This window comes from Paraglaciecola algarum (assembly GCF_021532655.1).
Lineage (GTDB): Bacteria > Pseudomonadota > Gammaproteobacteria > Enterobacterales > Alteromonadaceae > Paraglaciecola > Paraglaciecola algarum.
The window spans coordinates 205,591-222,986 of record NZ_JAKGAS010000007.1; the positions used below are offsets into that span (position 1 = coordinate 205,591).

Annotated in this window: 14 protein-coding genes; 12 read left to right on the forward strand and 2 right to left on the reverse strand. The window is 38.4% G+C overall.

Features of this window, described 5'->3' with window-relative positions; all coding sequences use genetic code 11:
• The first annotated feature begins 45 nt into the window (after positions 1-45).
• The 3 genes from L0668_RS13850 (at position 46) to L0668_RS13860 (ending at position 2,614) form a co-directional block, all read left to right on the forward strand.
• Positions 46-720, forward strand: a complete 675-nt coding sequence (locus L0668_RS13850; protein WP_235313300.1) for a nitroreductase family protein — start codon at positions 46-48, stop codon at positions 718-720.
• A 476-nt stretch (positions 721-1,196) separates the two neighbouring features.
• Complete coding sequence (locus L0668_RS13855; protein WP_235313301.1) at positions 1,197-2,147, forward strand: calcium/sodium antiporter; 951 nt, start codon at positions 1,197-1,199, stop codon at positions 2,145-2,147.
• A gap of 29 nt (positions 2,148-2,176) precedes the next feature.
• On the forward strand, positions 2,177-2,614 hold the full coding sequence (locus L0668_RS13860) for a phosphate-starvation-inducible PsiE family protein (RefSeq protein WP_235313302.1): 438 nt from the start codon (positions 2,177-2,179) through the stop codon (positions 2,612-2,614).
• A gap of 103 nt (positions 2,615-2,717) precedes the next feature.
• Here the strand turns inward: L0668_RS13860 and gorA are convergent, their stop codons facing one another.
• A complete protein-coding gene (gene gorA, locus L0668_RS13865) occupies positions 2,718-4,064 on the reverse strand; it encodes a glutathione-disulfide reductase (RefSeq protein WP_235313303.1) in 1,347 nt (448 codons plus the stop codon).
• A 248-nt stretch (positions 4,065-4,312) separates the two neighbouring features.
• Between gorA and prlC the strand changes: the two genes are divergently transcribed.
• From prlC to L0668_RS13895, 6 genes are all read left to right on the forward strand, one after another.
• A complete protein-coding gene (gene prlC, locus L0668_RS13870; RefSeq protein ID WP_235313304.1) occupies positions 4,313-6,352 on the forward strand; it encodes an oligopeptidase A in 2,040 nt (679 codons plus the stop codon).
• 18 nt (positions 6,353-6,370) lie between these two features.
• Positions 6,371-7,060, forward strand: a complete 690-nt coding sequence (locus tag L0668_RS13875) for a DNA-3-methyladenine glycosylase I (protein ID WP_235313305.1) — start codon at positions 6,371-6,373, stop codon at positions 7,058-7,060.
• 195 nt (positions 7,061-7,255) lie between these two features.
• The gene (locus L0668_RS13880; RefSeq protein WP_235313306.1) at positions 7,256-7,795 is read left to right on the forward strand and encodes a methylamine utilization protein; all 540 of its coding nucleotides are present in this window, start codon (positions 7,256-7,258) and stop codon (positions 7,793-7,795) included.
• A gap of 3 nt (positions 7,796-7,798) precedes the next feature.
• Positions 7,799-10,123, forward strand: a complete 2,325-nt coding sequence (locus tag L0668_RS13885) for an EAL domain-containing protein (protein WP_235313307.1) — start codon at positions 7,799-7,801, stop codon at positions 10,121-10,123.
• Between the two features lie 43 nt (positions 10,124-10,166).
• Positions 10,167-10,979: a DUF3034 family protein gene (locus L0668_RS13890; protein ID WP_235313399.1), complete on the forward strand. Its 813-nt coding sequence runs from the start codon at positions 10,167-10,169 to the stop codon at positions 10,977-10,979.
• A 4-nt stretch (positions 10,980-10,983) separates the two neighbouring features.
• Positions 10,984-11,394, forward strand: coding sequence for a group I truncated hemoglobin (locus L0668_RS13895; RefSeq protein WP_235313308.1), 411 nt, complete (start codon positions 10,984-10,986; stop codon positions 11,392-11,394).
• A 100-nt stretch (positions 11,395-11,494) separates the two neighbouring features.
• Here L0668_RS13895 and L0668_RS13900 read toward each other — a convergent pair whose 3' ends face one another.
• A complete protein-coding gene (locus L0668_RS13900) occupies positions 11,495-11,827 on the reverse strand; it encodes a hypothetical protein (RefSeq protein ID WP_235313309.1) in 333 nt (110 codons plus the stop codon).
• A 350-nt stretch (positions 11,828-12,177) separates the two neighbouring features.
• On the opposite strand from L0668_RS13900, the gene L0668_RS13905 reads away from it, so the two are divergent.
• The 3 genes from L0668_RS13905 to ubiE all read left to right on the forward strand — a co-directional run bounded on the left by L0668_RS13905 (position 12,178) and on the right by ubiE (position 17,395).
• Positions 12,178-15,549, forward strand: a complete 3,372-nt coding sequence (locus tag L0668_RS13905; protein WP_235313310.1) for a PVC-type heme-binding CxxCH protein — start codon at positions 12,178-12,180, stop codon at positions 15,547-15,549.
• Positions 15,550-15,573: 24 nt separating this feature from the next.
• Entirely contained in the window at positions 15,574-16,452 is an 879-nt protein-coding gene (locus L0668_RS13910) for a sugar phosphate isomerase/epimerase family protein (protein WP_235313311.1), read from the forward strand.
• A 163-nt stretch (positions 16,453-16,615) separates the two neighbouring features.
• Complete coding sequence (ubiE, locus tag L0668_RS13915) at positions 16,616-17,395, forward strand: bifunctional demethylmenaquinone methyltransferase/2-methoxy-6-polyprenyl-1,4-benzoquinol methylase UbiE (protein ID WP_235313312.1); 780 nt, start codon at positions 16,616-16,618, stop codon at positions 17,393-17,395.
• Position 17,396 lies beyond the last annotated feature (1 nt).

Genomic DNA, 17,396 nt, shown 5'->3' on the forward strand with positions numbered 1-17,396 from the left:
TGCGGCCAATAAAATACAGTAACTAAAAGTAACAAGAGACACGCCATGCATGATCAGAACTGTTTGCCTCTCACTGATTTTATTGAATATCCACCAGCGGAAATGCTGCAACGCTCTGAACAATTTTATGCTGGCATAAAACGTCGCCATAGTATTCGCCAATTTAGCGATAAATCGGTAGCCAGAGAAATAATAGAAAACTGTATTAAAGCTGCGGGCACAGCGCCCAATGGTGCAAATCACCAGCCTTGGCATTTTACTGCGATCCATTCCCCAGAAATTAAAGCCCAAGTGCGCCAACAAGCAGAGGCTCATGAACAAGGATTTTATCAAGGTCGTGCTGGCAAAGAATGGTTGCAAGCACTCAAACCACTGGGCACTGACGCAAATAAGCCATACTTAGAACATGCCCCTTGGTTAATCGCTATTTTCAGTAAAAAACATTCAGAACAAGAAAATGGCAACAAACAACAGAATTATTACGTACATGAGTCTGTTGGCATAGCTACAGGCTTTTTAATTAATGCCTTGCATCATTCTGGTTTAGTCACCTTGACTCATACCCCCAAACCTATGAGCTTTTTATCCAAAATTTGCAAGCGCCCAGATAACGAGAGGCCTTACATGTTATTGATTGCAGGATATCCGGCAGAAAACGCAAACGTGCCAAAACATGCCTTAAATAAAAAGCCTTTGGCTGAAATAGCGAGCTTCCTTTAAAAAATGTATTTACATGACCCAAAAATGTATATTATTTTATTAAAAACAATCATATAGAAACTAACTCTTCATCAATAATCGGGAGAATAGCGATACCAAATTTTTGAAGAATTCCATCAAGTCCACTTTAAACAGTTTCAAAACCATTCGAATAACTATTGCCTTTTAGATAAAACTTCACATTATTTTAAGATTGAAAATTACCTATTGACGTTACAGATGTGGCACTCTTCTGAACATATTCAGGAGTTGGCACAATTATCCATAACCTGGGTTAATTAACTATTTTTAATAAAAACACCTAATATCACACTAATAACTCTATTTTTTCACTTCGTCCTGTATCAATCCTACAATGATTAATAGTGCTACCATCTAGAACCTTGGATTAAACCAGCACTTATTGAATTGTTGATAGTTTGTTTAAACGAATTAAGAGTTATTATTTACTATAGCAATTACCAAAAGAGGCTTTAATGGATTTTGTTCTAATACTAGTCGGTATAATATTATTAACTGTAGGCGGTGAAGCATTAATCCATGGGGCTATGGGAAGCGCCAAACGGCTGAAGATATCACCTGTGATGAGTGGCATTATTATAGTAGGATTTGGCACATCTGCGCCAGAACTAGCAGTGTCAATTGACGCAGCTTTAAGTGGTAATTCCGACCTAGCCATAGGCAACGTGGTTGGCAGTAACATAGGTAATGTTTTACTAATTTTAGGCTTATGCGCAGTTATAAAGCCCCTAACCATTCAGCCTAAGATTTTGCATCGCGACGCTATGATTGCTGTATTAGCCAGTATCATTGCCTCAGCAGCATTGCTCTTCAATATATTAAATATTACTGGCGGTATTTTACTCGTCGGGTTATTGATCACCTACCTTGTGGTTGTATTTAATTCAGAAAAAGATGTTTCAATACCCTCTGCACAGTTACACATATCTGAATCAAAAGAAATAACTATGTTTCCATCTAAAGACTGGTTATTAATTGTCTCAGTTTTAATGGGCTTAATGTTATTAATTGGGGGCTCTAAAGTTCTACTATTAGGTGCTGTAGGCTTGGCAAAAGACTTTGGTGTTTCTGAGGCGGCCATTGGACTTACCTTAGTGGCTGTTGGTACCTCTCTGCCTGAGCTAAGTATTTCTGTGATCGCTGTTTTTAGAAAACACACAGATGTAGCCATAGGTAACGTTTTAGGTAGCAATATTTTCAACATACTAGGCATTTTGGGAGCATCAGCCATGCTACAACCGCTAACACCTAGTTCACGTATGCTTTCCTTTGATTTATGGGTGATGTTAGCCGCGATCATTGCACTCGTTTTTATTCTTAAAATCACTAAAAAACTAAGCCGGGTAACTGGCGGCCTATTGCTAATATGTTACTCTGGGTATGTCTATTTAAGTTTCAATTTGTAATGCAATCTATAGTTTAGAAGGAATGGTCATTGAATATCAAAATAAAGCCTTTATTTGAAAAAGTAGTCGATTTAGTATTTGGCATCATTCTTCTATTTATCATTTTGGCCATTGCAATCGGTGCCATTCAATTGTTTGTAGATGTCTGGGATTTGCTGAGTTTGAAAGGCATTACTGGTCAATACATAAATATGATTACTGATGTACTAACCTTGTATGTGATGGTTGAATTAAGTCGTTCACTAATTGAGTACTTTGAAACACATAAATTACGGCTTACTTTTATTATTGATGCCGCCATTGTTTTTATAGTTCGCGAATTATTAATCGGTTTATTCAAACATGAAATGAAACCCGACATGATTTATGCGATTTCAACTATTCTATTTGTTTTAGGAGCTCTGAGGATCGCAGCTATAGTGGTGTATCAAAGAGAAAAACAAATGTCAGAAGACGCTTTAAATTAACAATAAAAACAATATAATTTTTGAAAATCACTTTAACGTCCACATAAAAAAGAAAAACCATTCATATATATGAATGGTTTGACTTTTGTATCCAATAAAACAATTACATAGTGACGTATTCTTCACCGCTGGTTGGGTGTATAGCCACACAAGCATCAAAGTCAGCTTTGGTCGCGCCCATTTTCATAGCAACACCAAATCCTTGTAAAATTTCATCCATACCAAAACCAATACCGTGTAAACCCACTACTTTTTGATTTTCACCCGCACAGACTATTTTCATGCGGGTCATTTGTCTGTGTTTAGTCACGGCTGTGTACATAGCAGCAAAACCAGATTTGTATACGGTAATATTCTCTTCGCCATATTCAGACTTGGCTTCTTCTTCACTCAAGCCCATAGTACCAATAGGTGGATGGCTAAATACTACAGTTGGGATTAATGAATAATCCATATGGGCATCGGTTTGGCCATTAAATAAACGTTCTGACAACAAACGGCCTGATTTCACTGCTACCGGCGTTAACTCCACATAACCAATATTGTCGCCAACAGCATAAATGCCTTCTACATTGGTGTTTTGATATTTGTCTACCTTGATATATCCACGCTCATTTAATTCAACACCAATTTTATCCAGTCCAATGTTGTCGTTAGCAGGCTCTCGACCTATGGCCCAAATCACACAATCTGTTTCTACAGAATCTCCGTTTTCAAACTCTATAGTCAGAGAACCATCAGCATTTTTAAGCACTTGGGTAGGTGTAGCGTGAGTACGCAAACTGGGGCCATCTTGGGCCATGAGTTCCACTAGCGTGTCTGACAACATAGAATCAAAATTTCTAAGCGGTGCATGTTTACGTACGACTAGTTCCGTTTCAGTACCTAAAGCATGTAACACGCCAGCTAATTCAACGGCGATATAACCTGCACCGACTACTACTGCTCGTTTGGGTTGTTCGTTTAATTCAAAGAAACCGTTTGAATCTATGCCTAAATCTGCACCAGGAATATTGGGTTTAACCGGCCTACCGCCAGTGGCAATCAAAATATGATCGGCAGTATAAAGTTTGCCGCCTACTTCAACTGTATTTTTATCCACAAAAGTGGCAAAACCTTCAATTAAAGTGACGCCATTATTTTTAAACATATTGCCGTAACTACCATGAATACGTTTGATATAGGCTTCGCGACTATCTACTAGCGTCTGCCAACTAAAATTATTCACAGTCACATCAAAACCATAATCAGGTGCATACAAATTAATTGCTTCGGCAACATGAGCACCAAACCACATTACTTTTTTGGGTACACAGCCTACGTTTACACATGTACCACCTACAGCTGTAGCTTCTATTACAGCAGCTTTTTTGCCGTGTTTTGCCGCTCGATTAGCTGAAGCAATTCCACCACTGCCGCCACCAATACAAATATAATCAAAATGTGTCATATTGTTACCTATTCAAAAAATTATACATTCAAGATAATGCTATCAACAAAAAAAAGACACAACATTTTATCAATTAACTTAATCGGTTAATCAAATGCAAGTGAATTAGAATTCTGCAGACATTTAATTCAGAAGACCATTTTTAAATACCAAATATTTGATTCAATTGAGAATGATCACACTACAGCTATTGAGATTTGCCTTAAGCACCCTTATTTCATTCATAATCTAAGTAAAATGAGTACTTTATGACTAATCCAATTTGTGACTTATCTGGTCTTCCACAGTTTTCTGCCATTAAACCTGAACATATTCAATCAGCAATAGCTGAAGCGATTGAGGCCTGTAAAAGTAAAATCACAGAGTTACTCAAACAAGACAGCTATTCATGGGACAATTTGATTGCACCTTTAGAGGAAATCGACGACCAGCTAAGTCGAAAATGGTCGCCTATTTCCCATATGAATTCTGTGGTGAGTAATGACGAGTTACGCGAAGCTCATGATGCTTGTTTACCGGCACTTTCTGAATATGGCACTTGGGTAGGACAAAACTCTGATTTATATAACGCCTATTGCCAAATACAAAACAGCCCTTCGTTTAACCAATTGTCAGAAGCACAACAAAAAGTCATTACTCAATCAGTAAGAGACTTTACTTTGTCAGGCGTAGCCTTAACTGACGAAAAGAAAGTCCGATACGCCCAAGTTAAAAGTCGTCTATCTGATCTAGGCTCTAACTTTAGTAATAATGTGATGGATGCCACCTTAGGCTGGTTTAAACATATCACTGATCAAGCTGAATTAGCGGGATTACCAGAATCCGCCATAGCCGCAGCTAAACAAGTGGCAGAAAGTAAAGAATTAGATGGCTGGGTATTTACCCTCGACATCCCAAGTTATTTGCCGATTATGACTCATGCTGACAATCGTGGGTTACGTGAAGAAATGTATCGAGCTTACACCTCTCGCGCCTCTGAACAAGGGCCGAATGCAGGTAAATGGGATAATACCGAAATCATTAACGAAACCCTAAGCTTGCGTCAAGAATTAGCCCAGCTATTAGACTTTGATAATTACGCAGACTATTCACTAGCTAGCAAAATGGCAAACTCAGGCTCACAAGTTACGGGCTTTTTAGAAGATTTAGCCAAACGCTCAAAACCTCAAGCGCAAAAAGATGTAGATGAATTAAATGCATTCGCCAATGAGTTTTATCAAGCACCTAGTCTAAAGGCTTGGGATATCGCTTATTACAGTGAAAAACTAAAAGAGAAAACCTACAAAATATCTGACGAACAGCTCAGACCTTATTTCCCTGAAAATAAAGTCGTGGCTGGCTTATTTGAAGTGGTGGCGCGTTTATATAATTTAGTCATCACTGAACGTAATGATGTAGATACATGGCACAAGGATGTAAAGTTTTACGACATTCACGACCAATCAGGTGAGCTAAGAGGTAGCTTTTATTTAGACCTATATGCCCGCCCTCACAAACGCGGTGGTGCTTGGATGGACGAATGCCAAGTTCGTCGCACTAAGTTAGACGGAAGCTTACAAAATCCAGTCGCCTACTTAACCTGTAATTTTAATGGCCCAGTAGGCGATAAACCTGCATTATTTACCCATGATGAGGTGGTAACTTTATTCCATGAATTTGGCCACGGCATTCACCATATGTTAACTAAAATTAATGTAGGCGGAGTATCAGGGATCAATGGTGTGGCGTGGGATGCAGTAGAGTTACCCAGTCAATTTTTAGAAAACTGGTGTTGGCAACCCGAAGCCTTGAGTTTTATTTCAGGTCACTTTGAAACAGGTGAACCATTACCACAAAACTTGCTCGACAACATGTTAGCTGCGCGTAACTTTCAATCGGCCATGCAAATGTTAAGACAATTAGAATTCAGCCTATTTGACTTTACCTTACACCAACACTTTAAAGATGCCGAGTCTACCAATGTACAAGCTTGGCTAGATAAAGTTCGCGAACAAGTTGCTGTTCTGGTCCCACCTAGTTTTAATCGTTTTCAAAACAGCTTTGGCCATATTTTTGCGGGTGGCTACGCAGCGGGTTACTACAGCTACAAATGGGCAGAAGTGTTATCTTCAGACGCCTTTAGTCGTTTTGAAGAAGAAGGCATATTCAACCAACAAACGGGCCGAGACTTTTTAACTAATATTCTTGAAATGGGCGGTAGTAAAGAACCAATGGAGTTATTTGTAGCCTTTAGAGGCAGAGAGCCAGAAGTGGATGCTTTACTTCGTCATTCGGGCATAGCGGCATAACCCATCAAGGATTGAACTATGAGCCAGCTTGAAAAATTTGATGCCATTTACCAAAGAGCTTGCGAACGTAAAGGGGGGAAAGAGGTTTTGGAGTCTTTAATCGACAAACCTTTAAGCCCCCAAACTCTTGCACAAATTGATGAAAGCCGGTATTTGGCAGAATTCACTAAAAAGGTGTTTCAATCTGGCTTTGTGTGGCGCGTAGTTGAAAATAAATGGGATGACTTTGAACGGGTATTTTTTGAATTCAACATTCAAAAAATCCTGTTAATGCCCGATGAAATGTTAGAGAAAAAAGCTACCGACCCCAGCATTATCCGTAATTACAATAAAGTTAAAACCATACGCGAAAATGCCATTATGATAGATACAGTTAATCGTGAACATTGTGGTTTTGCTCAATTTGTAGCTGATTGGCCAACTGAAGATATTATCGGATTATGGGCCTATTTGAAAAAGCATGGCGCCAGATTAGGCGGCAATACTGGCCCATATGGTTTACGTACAATTGGCAAAGATACATTTTTATTGAGTAATGATGTGGTCGCCTATTTTACCCAATGGGATATTATTTCAGGTTCAGCCCAATCTAAGCGCAGCTTAAACGCAATCCAAGCTAGTTTTAACGAATTACAACAACAAAGCGGACGCACGCTGCAAGAAATAAGCATGATCTTGTCTCGAAGTGTAGGTGATAATTATTTTTAGCCAATAAAAATAAGCCGAGTTCGCTTCACTATCAAATAACACTTTTTTCTTGTAAGGTAGCTAAACTAAGTTTCTAATCATATGAGTTAACACTTGCGTCATTGCATATTATTGTTTTTACTTATTAGTCTCCTCGGTACAAGTGGGTTAGCTTTCCCAGCTATACTTAAGATCCTCGATCAAAATGGCAATCCAGTGCCAAATCTAGTGGTTAGTGCTAAATTAGCAGAAGTACAATCTAAGTCGCCTGACATTCTGGTTATGGATCAAATCAATAAACAATTTGAACCCCACATTTTAATCGTCAATAAAGGCCAGACGGTTAAGTTTCCAAATAGTGATAATATTCGTCACCATATTTACAGTTTTTCTAAACCTAAACCGTTCGAAATTAGAATGTATCAAGGAGGCGAAAGCAAAAATTTACGCTTTGAAGAATCGGGTATTGTGATTTTGGGGTGTAATATTCACGATCAAATGTTGGGCTATATTTATATTACTGACAACGAAGTTGCTAAAATTACTAACAGTTTAGGTCAAGTTACACTTGATATAAAAGCATCAGAAGTGCAGTTATGGCATGCTCGATTATCGAATAATCATATTGAACGCCAAACCATTAAAATTGATCCAGACAGTGACGAGACACAAGTAGTAAATGTTTATTTGTTTGCTGAAAAAGAACAACATAAATCCAGTAAGTTTTCTGCCCGTAAATTCAAAATTAAGGATTAATGAGTGGCTGCTAAGTCTTTAAATCAAAGCATATTCAGACTTGTTGTTGGTGTTGTACTGCTCACCTCTTTAACCATTATTGTCAATGTTTGGTTAGCCACCACAGAGCAAGCTCAAAAAGGGTTAGATAGAGATTTAAAAGTTGCACAAAACGTTTTAGAACAAGTTTTATCTAATCGCGAAAATCTGTTGTTTAACTCAGCAGGTGTGTTAACTGATGATTTTGGCTTCAAACAAGCTGTAGCTTCAGAAGATACACCAACCATAAAAAGTGCCTTGCAAAATCATGGGGCACGCATTAATGCTGATGTAATGGCGTTAATTTCCTTGAACGGAAAAAACATTGCAAGTACCCCAACTCTATTAGAGCCAGGCACAGAATTTCCCTATCAAAGTCTAATTCAAACAATGTTATCTGATGGCGGCGCGTCAGCTCTGATCATGTTAGATAAGCAGTTATACCAAGTTATTATGCTCACAGTTGATGCGCCAGCTCCTCTTGCTATTGCCTTGGTTGGATTTAAGTTGGATCAAGGTTTGGTTAATCAACTAAATGATATTACGCAGTTAGAAACTACCATCGAGGTAGCAAAAAATGGCGCAGAAGAATTCTCAGTTAGTACTTTAGAAGATCCTGCAGCCCTTAAAGCGATTCAGCAAAATCAAACAGACTTAAATTGGTATTCAATTACTATCGCAAAAGATATTCCTTTTGTGTCTAGACAGTTTATCTTGGCAGATGAGTTTGGTTATCAAACTCAGATTACTTTGTCAGAAGATGTTGATAAATTATTTGCAGAGTTTAATCAGTTACAACTAAATATTACTGTCATCGGCGCTTTAGCCATTGTAATAGCCATGTTGCTTGCAGCCTTATTTTCAAGAAAACTAGCTAAACCGTTAGTCACTTTATCACAAGTGGCGCAACGAATTTCCTCAGGAAATTATACTACTAAGGTTGAGATACCGCCTAGCACCCAAGAATTAGACACCCTATCAACTGCATTCACTTCCATGCAAAGCAATATAAAAACACGCGAAGAAAAAATAGTCTTCCAGGCTAGGCACGACACCTTAACGTCCCTATCCAATAGGCACTACATTGAAACTTTACTTGATCAGAGGTTTGTCGAGGGGCAACCTTTTTTAGCCATAGGTATTAATATTTTTGGTTTTAGAGGCATCAACGATATTTTTGGTTATCACAATGGCGACTTATGTTTAAAAGAACTCGCTAGCCGAGTGGCAAAGCTAGACGGTTTAGCAGCGCGATTAACTGGCGGCGAGTTACTCTGGGTACCAAGCAAACACCTAGAACTTAGTGACATCGAAAAAATTAAAATTGAATTAGAAAAACCCATTGATAAGGGTGAAGTAGTGATCAATTTGAAAGTTGCTATGGGATTACTTTATTGCCCGGAAGATGCCAAAGATGCTGAGCAACTATTTAGACGCATGAACATAGTGCTAGATGAAGCACAAATTTCTAGGCAATTTATTTTACGATATGACTTTGCGTTAGAGGATAAATACTTACGTAGACTATCCATTATTACCGAGCTTAAAAATACCTTAACGCATGCGCAACATGAGTTAAATTTGTTTTACCAGCCTAAGTTAAACCTAAAAACTGGTAAGGTTGAAAGTGTAGAGGCGCTAATTAGATGGACCAATGCTAAGTTAGGTTTCGTATCCCCAGAAGACTTTATCGCCACGGCTGAACATGCTGGCTTTATTGAATTGGTCACCCAGTGGGTAATCGAACGAGCCATCAAAGATGCAGCGACATTTCAAGATAGTAAGTTAACACTAACCATCGCCATAAACCTTTCTGCTAGAGATGTAATGAATACTAAATTACTCTCACTTATCAAGCAAAAATTAGCAGAATACCAACTCGATTCCACAAGTGTATCCTTCGAAATTACAGAAGGCGACTTGGTCAAAGATCACCAAAAAGCAATTGAACATTTAAAAGCATTTCAAGCCTCTGGATTTAGTATTGCTATTGATGACTTCGGTACAGGCTATTCATCAATGGCTTATTTACAAAGCCTACCCGTGAATACCCTTAAAGTTGATAAAAGCTTTGTACTCAACTTAGATACTCAGGTGGGCGACCAACAAATTGTTAAAACAGTTATCAGTTTAGCCCATGCTTTTGAACTGACGGTTGTGGCTGAAGGTATTGAAAACTTGCCAACATTGCAATTATTAGCACAATGGGGATGCGAATGGGCTCAGGGTTATTACATTTGTAAACCTGCTCCTGCAGAGCAATTAATTAAATGGTGTCACGAAAATAAAAACACTCAATGGTTAACCTAATATGATCAAAAAACCTAAAATCATCAAAAACTTAACTGCTGTTATGTTTATTGTTTTTTCTCATCATAGTCTAGCTGCAGATGGAAAACTTATAGGTACTGCTGGCTTAAGTCAGGTAGAAGGTTCAGGGGGTGGAGGTTTAGTGCCTTGGGCTACTTTGTCTGGCTATGATAGCCAAGACCAAATGTCAGTGAACGTATTTACTACCCAAGTTGATCTCGATGATTATCGATTAAATGTAGTAGGTATCAACGCTTCTTTTTATGACAGAGTGGAAATTAGTGCAGCCCAACATAGGTTTGATTTGAAAACCCTAGGTGGTGACATCAAACAAAATGTCTTCGGCGTTAAATATAAGCTGTATGGCGATGTGGTCTATTCAACTTGGCCACAAATAAGCGCAGGATTACAACACAAGCAATTACAAGACGGCACAATAGCTCAAGCTGTTGGCGCACAAAATAATAGCAGTGGCACTGATTATTATTTAGCTGCAACTAAAGTACATTTAGGAGCAATTGCAGGTTATAACGCAGTATGGAATCTAACCGCTAGAGCAACCAAAGCCAACGAGATGGGCTTACTGGGTTTTGGAGGAGTAAATAATAACTCCTATCAAGTCATGTTGGAAGCGTCAGCTGGCATATTGTTCAGTCGACATTTAGCTGTAGGTGTTGAATATAGACAAAAACCCGACAATTTAGGTCTTGGCGAAGATGATTGGACAGATTTTTTTGTCAGTTATATTCCTACCAAAAGTGTCAATGTAACCTTGGCTTGGGCTAATTTAGGCACAATTGCCGGAGCTGAGAAACAACAAGGCATTTATTTATCTCTAAACGGACAGGTTTGGTAAAGCTATGAAAAAAACACTTATATTATTGATACTCGTTCTCGCTGGGTGTGCATCTACCCATTCATCAATTTATCAACAAATGGGTGGTCAAGAAAAAGTAGTGGAGGTGGTGGAAAACTTTATTACGGAGATAGAGTACGACTCTAGAATGTTTGAGTATTTTAAAGATTCAGATGTTGACAGGTTTCACCAAAAACTAATTGAACATCTTTGCTATCTGACGGGTGGTCCCTGCAAATATACAGGTGATGAAATGCGTCAAGTACATGCAGGAATGAACATCAACGAAGCGGATTTTAATCACGGTGTTGATCTATTTATTAATGCGATGGAAAAAGCAAACATTTCCCATCCAATACAAAATAAGATACTTGCAGTACTGGCTCCCACCAGAAAAGACATAATCTATTTGTAACTTACAACTAACGGGCAATTTGCAAAACAGATACTGAAGAATGAATTAGCTACCTATATATGGAAGGTAGCTAATCTAATTCCAAGTATGATTGGGAATATTAGAAAGTATTACTATTTGAATTATGAACCACTGCCAATAATTTTGCTGGTTTCTCGACTTTTTTGTGAGCGATAACTTTTATCAACATTTGTTGAGGATCAAACTGCACTGTGGCCATTGCGTTAGGGTTTTGTTGCTCCATCTTAAAGGCTAACTCTTTTTGTTGAGTTAGATATTTTTCACTTGTTGAAATTAATGAAGATGTACAGCTCTGATCGATTGTGTACGCTTTCAAATTAACACAATTAAACATACTTTTGGGAGCATCTTTTGCAAAAATAGCACTCGAAAAAAAGTATAAGATGACAACTGATAATATTTTGATACGCATATGAAATTACCTCTAAAATTACATTTCATTTACATAATAGCACAAGAGGGAAAGCAAAAGAATCACAGTTTTATTACAGTAATGTGACAGTGGGATATTATTTTATATTACTCCTATATTCTTATTCACTATAAGCATCTTCATCCCCTGTAAAAAATGGCTAATCACTACAACGAAAAATATGTGCTTTTTAAAGAAAGAGCCAACCTATATAGGTTAGTAACAAATAATAGGTGCACCGAAAAAATCGTACAACGCCGAATTTGTTGCATTGCTCACAGAATATTCACTATAAGATTTGAAGCTTTTTAGCTACCATTCCATTAAAGTACCATTTACAGATCATTAACATGAAATTCTTAAAAACTCTCGTCATAACCAGCTTTTTAGCTAGCTCTTTCTCTTCCATAGCTGAAGATAAAAAAGTCGACTTGGACCTTAGAATAAAAAGCTTTTCTATCCCGGAAGACATAAAAGTTGATGTATGGGCTGACACCTCGCTGACCAAAAACCCTAGTTATTTCTATTTTGATTCCAATGGTCGAATGCTGATGACTGAAATATATCGAATTGGAAAAGGTGTAGGAGACGTAAGAGGCTTCTCTAAAGAGGCAACCATAGCCGATATTCAAATAGAAACTTTAGACGACCGTTTAAAGTTGTATAAAGACTTTGCTCAGGAATTCCCACAAAATCAGGGACGCACAGTATCAGATAAAATTGTATTAATAGAAGACACAAATAATGATGGAAAAGCCGATAGTTCTAAGGTTTTTGCTGAAGGGTTTGACCACCCTCTCGATGGATTAGCTGCGGGTGTAATCGAACGTGATAACAAGGTGTATTTCACCAATCTACCTAACCTGTGGATGTTAGAAGACATTAATAATGACGGAGTAGCAGATAAAAAAGAGTCATTGCAAACAGGTTTTGGTACCCGAGTCAGTTTTTTGGGGCATGACATGCACGGTTTGGCTTGGGGACCAGATGGACGTTTATATTGGTCCTTAGGTGACCGTGGATACGATTTAAAAACCAAAGAAGGAAATCATTTTTTTGCAGCTAATTTTGGCGCTGTTTTTCGTTCAGATCCCGATGGCTCACATATTGAAATTTTTTATCATGGCTTACGGAATCCACAAGAATTAGTATTTGACGAATATGGTAACTTATTTACTGCAGATAATGATGGTGATCACGGTGATTTAGAACGTATCAATCATTTAATAGAAGGTGGTGATTCAGGTTGGCATGCAGGGCATCAAAACATAATGAGCTTTACGCCTAAGTTGGGCTTACGTTCTTCTAAATATACAGGTAATGCAAAAATACCAGTAGCTTGGTTAGTTAACGATATGTCTGTCATTCGTAACAAAAAACAACCGGCTTTTATGTTACCAGGTATTGGTCAATTGTACCGAGGCCCTTCAGGTTTAACTTACAATCCATCTAACTATTTGGGTGAAAAATGGCGTAACCACTTCTTTGTAGCACAATATGGCGGGGCGCCTACCCGTTCTTACATTTCTAGCTTTAAGAACCAAACAAATGGCGCGTCATTTTTAACCAAAGAGATTAAAGAATTTGCCCGAGGCATTAATGTAGCAGACATCGACTTTGGCTTAGATGGCCGATTTTATATATCTGAGTTCAACTTTGGTGGTTGGGAGAACTCTGACGAAGGAGCTGTATACGCGCTTGATTTGCTAGATAGCCCAACAGAGCTAGAGCAACGAAACAAAAAATATCATCAATTATTAATCGCTGACTACGGCAAAAAATCTATCAATGAGCTAGCTGAATTATTGGCTATAGATCATCAGCGCATCCGCCAGCAGGCACAATTTGAGCTAGCTAAACGAGGCCAGCAAGCTTTTACTTTATTTGACAGTCTTGCTCACAATCCTAAAAAAAATACTTTTTCTCGTATTCATAGTATTTGGGGGTTAAGTCAGTTGGTTTTCAACCACACTATAAAGTCAGAACAATTAGCGAGTTTAATTCCATTACTAAAAGACAAAAACGAACAAGTTCGTATCCAGACGGCTAGAGTTTTAGGTGACCACAAAGCTAAATTTGCGGAAATTGAATTAATTAATGCCTTGTCTGATACTAATGCGCAAGTCGCCATGTATGCCGCAAATGGTTTAGGTAGGATTAGCTCTTCATCGGCAATTCCGACTGTCATTAAGAAACTGGAAATGACTCAAGATAATGACTTATGGTTACGTCATAGTTTAGTTATGGCATTAAAAGGTGCGCCTAAACAAAGCTGGATCCATCACAAAACCCATTCATCGAAAGATGTGCGTATGGGTGTGTTATTAGCGCTTCGCGCGTTAAAAGATCCACAAGTTGCAGACTTCTTACAAGATACCTATCAAGTCATAGTAGATGAAGCTATTATAGCGATTGACGATAAAGAGTTAACTGCAGTGCGCGGTAAAGTCGCCGAATTGCTAGATCCAAACTTAGTCGCAACTACGCCAGAACAAGCTTATATACATCACAGAATTATCAATGCCAACTTTAACCAAGGCGGTACGGCAGACGCGAAAAGATTACTAAATTATGCCAGCCATAAGGGTTTGAATGAGGATTTAGCATCTGAAGCATTAGCCGCTATTGAAGGATGGAATGATCTTAATCCTATCGACACAATTACTGGCCTACCTAGTTTGGCAAACAAACAACGTGCCTCTATCAGCAACATAGTTAAACAACAACTACCTAGTATTTTCAGCAATACCACTGGTACGTCTTTAGTCCAAGCCATGCGTATTGCCAAACAAGTGAATTTTGAATTATCACCAGACGTATTATCTAAAATTGCCAAAGATACTTCAGCTAATATGGATATCCGCTCCCAAGCACTTCAATCACTGAGTGAGCTCAACAAAGAACTAGGGATTAATGTGAGTAAAACTTTATTGGAAGATCCTTCTGACAAAATCAAAGCTGTTGCATTAGGTGTGCTTAGCCAACAAAACCATGCAAGTGCCAACATGGCAATTGAGCGCTTTATAGCGTCAGACTCAGTTAAGTTACAACAAATTGGTTTGGCTAATATTTCTGCTAAAACCAATAATGTCATCGACAAATTATTGATTGATAAATTGAGTGCTTTAATTTCTGGAAAAGGGAAAAATGCCATCATATTGGAATTACTCAATGCAGCAGAAAAATCTAGTAACCAACAAATAAAAGCTTTATTTAACCAGTATAACCAAAGCTTAGAAGGCGCTAGTTTATTGACAAAATTTGCTGGTTCGCTAAGTGGCGGTGATCGCAAAGCTGGTGAAGAAGTTTTCTTTACTAGTGGCGCTGCACAATGTGTACGTTGTCACACCGTCAATGGTAAGGGCTCTAATGTAGGTCCAGACTTAAGTAATATTGGTCAACACAATAATGAAAGATACTTACTTGAAGCCATGATCGACCCTAGCGCCACCATAGCGCCTGGATTCGGTACCTTCAATCTGACCTTAAATGATGGAAAGGTGGTAAGTGGTTTATTTTATAAAGAAACCCCGACTGCCATTACCTTAGGTGAAAAAGGCAAAACATTAACCACCTATAAAAAATCTGATATTAATCAAATTCAGAGACCACCTTCAGGCATGCCTCCGATGAACTATTTGCTCAACAATGAACAATTACGCGATTTAACTGCCTATTTAGCCAGTTTAAAAAACAATAAAAAAGTTAATACCGGCCATTAACAGGCCAAACAAAAAGGAACCACTATGAAACATATCCTCATCATTAGCGCAATGCTGTTCAGCCTGATTGGTTTGACAGCTTGCGGTGAAAGTAAATCTCCCGCTTCAACAAAAATTGAAGTACCACCGGTCAGCGTGCAGCTTTGGTCGGTAAAAGATGCTCTAAACGAAGATTTTAAAGGTACTTTAGAAAAACTAGCTGATATGGGATTCCAAGGAGTTGAGTTTGCTGGCAACTATGGCGAGTACGCCGAAGATCCAGCTGGCTTAAAAGCTTACCTTACTTCAATCGGACTTAAAGCCAGTGGGGCGCATGTCGGCTTTCAGCATCTAGGTGCAGATAAATTAGATGACACGCTAAACTTTCTCAAAGCCGTCGGTATTGATTTAGTAATTATTCCTTATGATCAAAGGGCATTTAGCACAGATGGTGTGGATAGCTTAACAAGTGATTTAGTAAGATTGTCTGAAGTGTTAGCTAAAAAAAATATGACTATTGGTTATCATAATCATGACCATGAATTTAACACTTATTTGGATGCAACGTTTTGGGATTACATTGCCACAAACACACCACAAAGCGTTTTACTTCAGTTGGATGTAGGCTGGGTAAATTTTGCAGGTAAAGACGCGGTTGAGTATGTTAAACGTTATCCTGGACGTACTTTAACTACACATCTTAAAATACGTCACTATCACGGTCCAAACAGAACACCACAAGGCGCCAGCCCGATTTTAGGGGATGATGACTATGACTGGGCTACATTAATTAAAACCCAAGCAAAGGTTGGTGGTACTCGCTGGTTAGTATTGGAGCAAGAAGAATACCCTGATGGCTTTAGCTCAATGCAAGCTGTAGCAAAATCTAAAATCGGTTTAGATAAAATTATTAGTACACTTTAACTCAAGCCTCCTATGAACCTCAGTCGAATTCTACTAATTCGACTGAGGTTTTTTATTTTCTATCTATCAATTCTTAAAAACACTTTTAAAACCTGCAAACATTCCCTGTTGACTGAGACAATATTTGGGTAAACTAGCTTTATATGAAATCCAAGGAACACACATGAGCGCGTCTGAAACTCCCGAGTCCCAACCTCAACAAGAACAAACCACTCACTTTGGTTTTAAACAGGTAGATAAAAACCAAAAAGTGAACATGGTAAAAGATGTGTTTCAGTCTGTTGCGGCTAAATACGACATTATGAATGACCTTATGTCATTGGGTATTCATCGCTTGTGGAAGCGTTATACTATCGACTGTAGTGGCGTTAGAGCTGGCCACAAGGTGTTAGATCTAGCTGGCGGAACTGGGGATTTAACCGCTAAATTTTCTAGAATTGTTGGCGAATCAGGACAAGTAATACTCGCCGATATTAACGATGCTATGTTAAAAGTCGGTCGGGATAAATTACGGGATAAAGGCATAGTAGGTAACGTTGAATACGTACAAGCTAATGCTGAAGAACTACCATTCCCTGACAATACTTTCGACATTATCACTATAGCTTTTGGTCTACGTAATGTCACAGACAAAGACAAAGCATTGGCTTCTATGTACCGCGTGTTAAAACCAGGTGGGCGATTATTAGTGTTAGAGTTTTCTAAACCCAGCAACGAAATACTCAATAAAGTTTATGATACTTATTCATTTCATTTGTTACCTAAAATCGGCCAACTCGTAGCAAACGATGCAGACAGTTACCAATACTTAGCTGAATCTATTCGTATGCACCCTGAGCAAGAAGTCCTTAAAGGCATGATGGAAAATGTCGGGTTTGAACAAACCACATATCATAACTTGACCGGTGGCATAGTTGCTTTACACCGAGGGTTTAAGTTTTAAC

Excerpts from the sequence above, each read along its gene's own strand:
- L0668_RS13875 (WP_235313305.1), top strand. The coding sequence starts at position 6,371 with ATGAGCCAGCTTGAAAAATTTGATGCCATTTACCAAAGAGCTTGCGAA.
- L0668_RS13900 (WP_235313309.1), bottom strand. The coding sequence starts at position 11,827 with ATGCGTATCAAAATATTATCAGTTGTCATCTTATACTTTTTTTCGAGT.
- L0668_RS13910 (WP_235313311.1), top strand. The coding sequence starts at position 15,574 with ATGAAACATATCCTCATCATTAGCGCAATGCTGTTCAGCCTGATTGGT.
- L0668_RS13895 (WP_235313308.1), top strand. The coding sequence starts at position 10,984 with ATGAAAAAAACACTTATATTATTGATACTCGTTCTCGCTGGGTGTGCA.
- prlC (WP_235313304.1), top strand. The coding sequence starts at position 4,313 with ATGACTAATCCAATTTGTGACTTATCTGGTCTTCCACAGTTTTCTGCC.
- L0668_RS13850 (WP_235313300.1), top strand. The coding sequence starts at position 46 with ATGCATGATCAGAACTGTTTGCCTCTCACTGATTTTATTGAATATCCA.
- L0668_RS13905 (WP_235313310.1), top strand. The coding sequence starts at position 12,178 with ATGAAATTCTTAAAAACTCTCGTCATAACCAGCTTTTTAGCTAGCTCT.
- ubiE (WP_235313312.1), top strand. The coding sequence starts at position 16,616 with ATGAGCGCGTCTGAAACTCCCGAGTCCCAACCTCAACAAGAACAAACC.
- L0668_RS13890 (WP_235313399.1), top strand. The coding sequence starts at position 10,167 with ATGTTTATTGTTTTTTCTCATCATAGTCTAGCTGCAGATGGAAAACTT.
- L0668_RS13855 (WP_235313301.1), top strand. The coding sequence starts at position 1,197 with ATGGATTTTGTTCTAATACTAGTCGGTATAATATTATTAACTGTAGGC.
- gorA (WP_235313303.1), bottom strand. The coding sequence starts at position 4,064 with ATGACACATTTTGATTATATTTGTATTGGTGGCGGCAGTGGTGGAATT.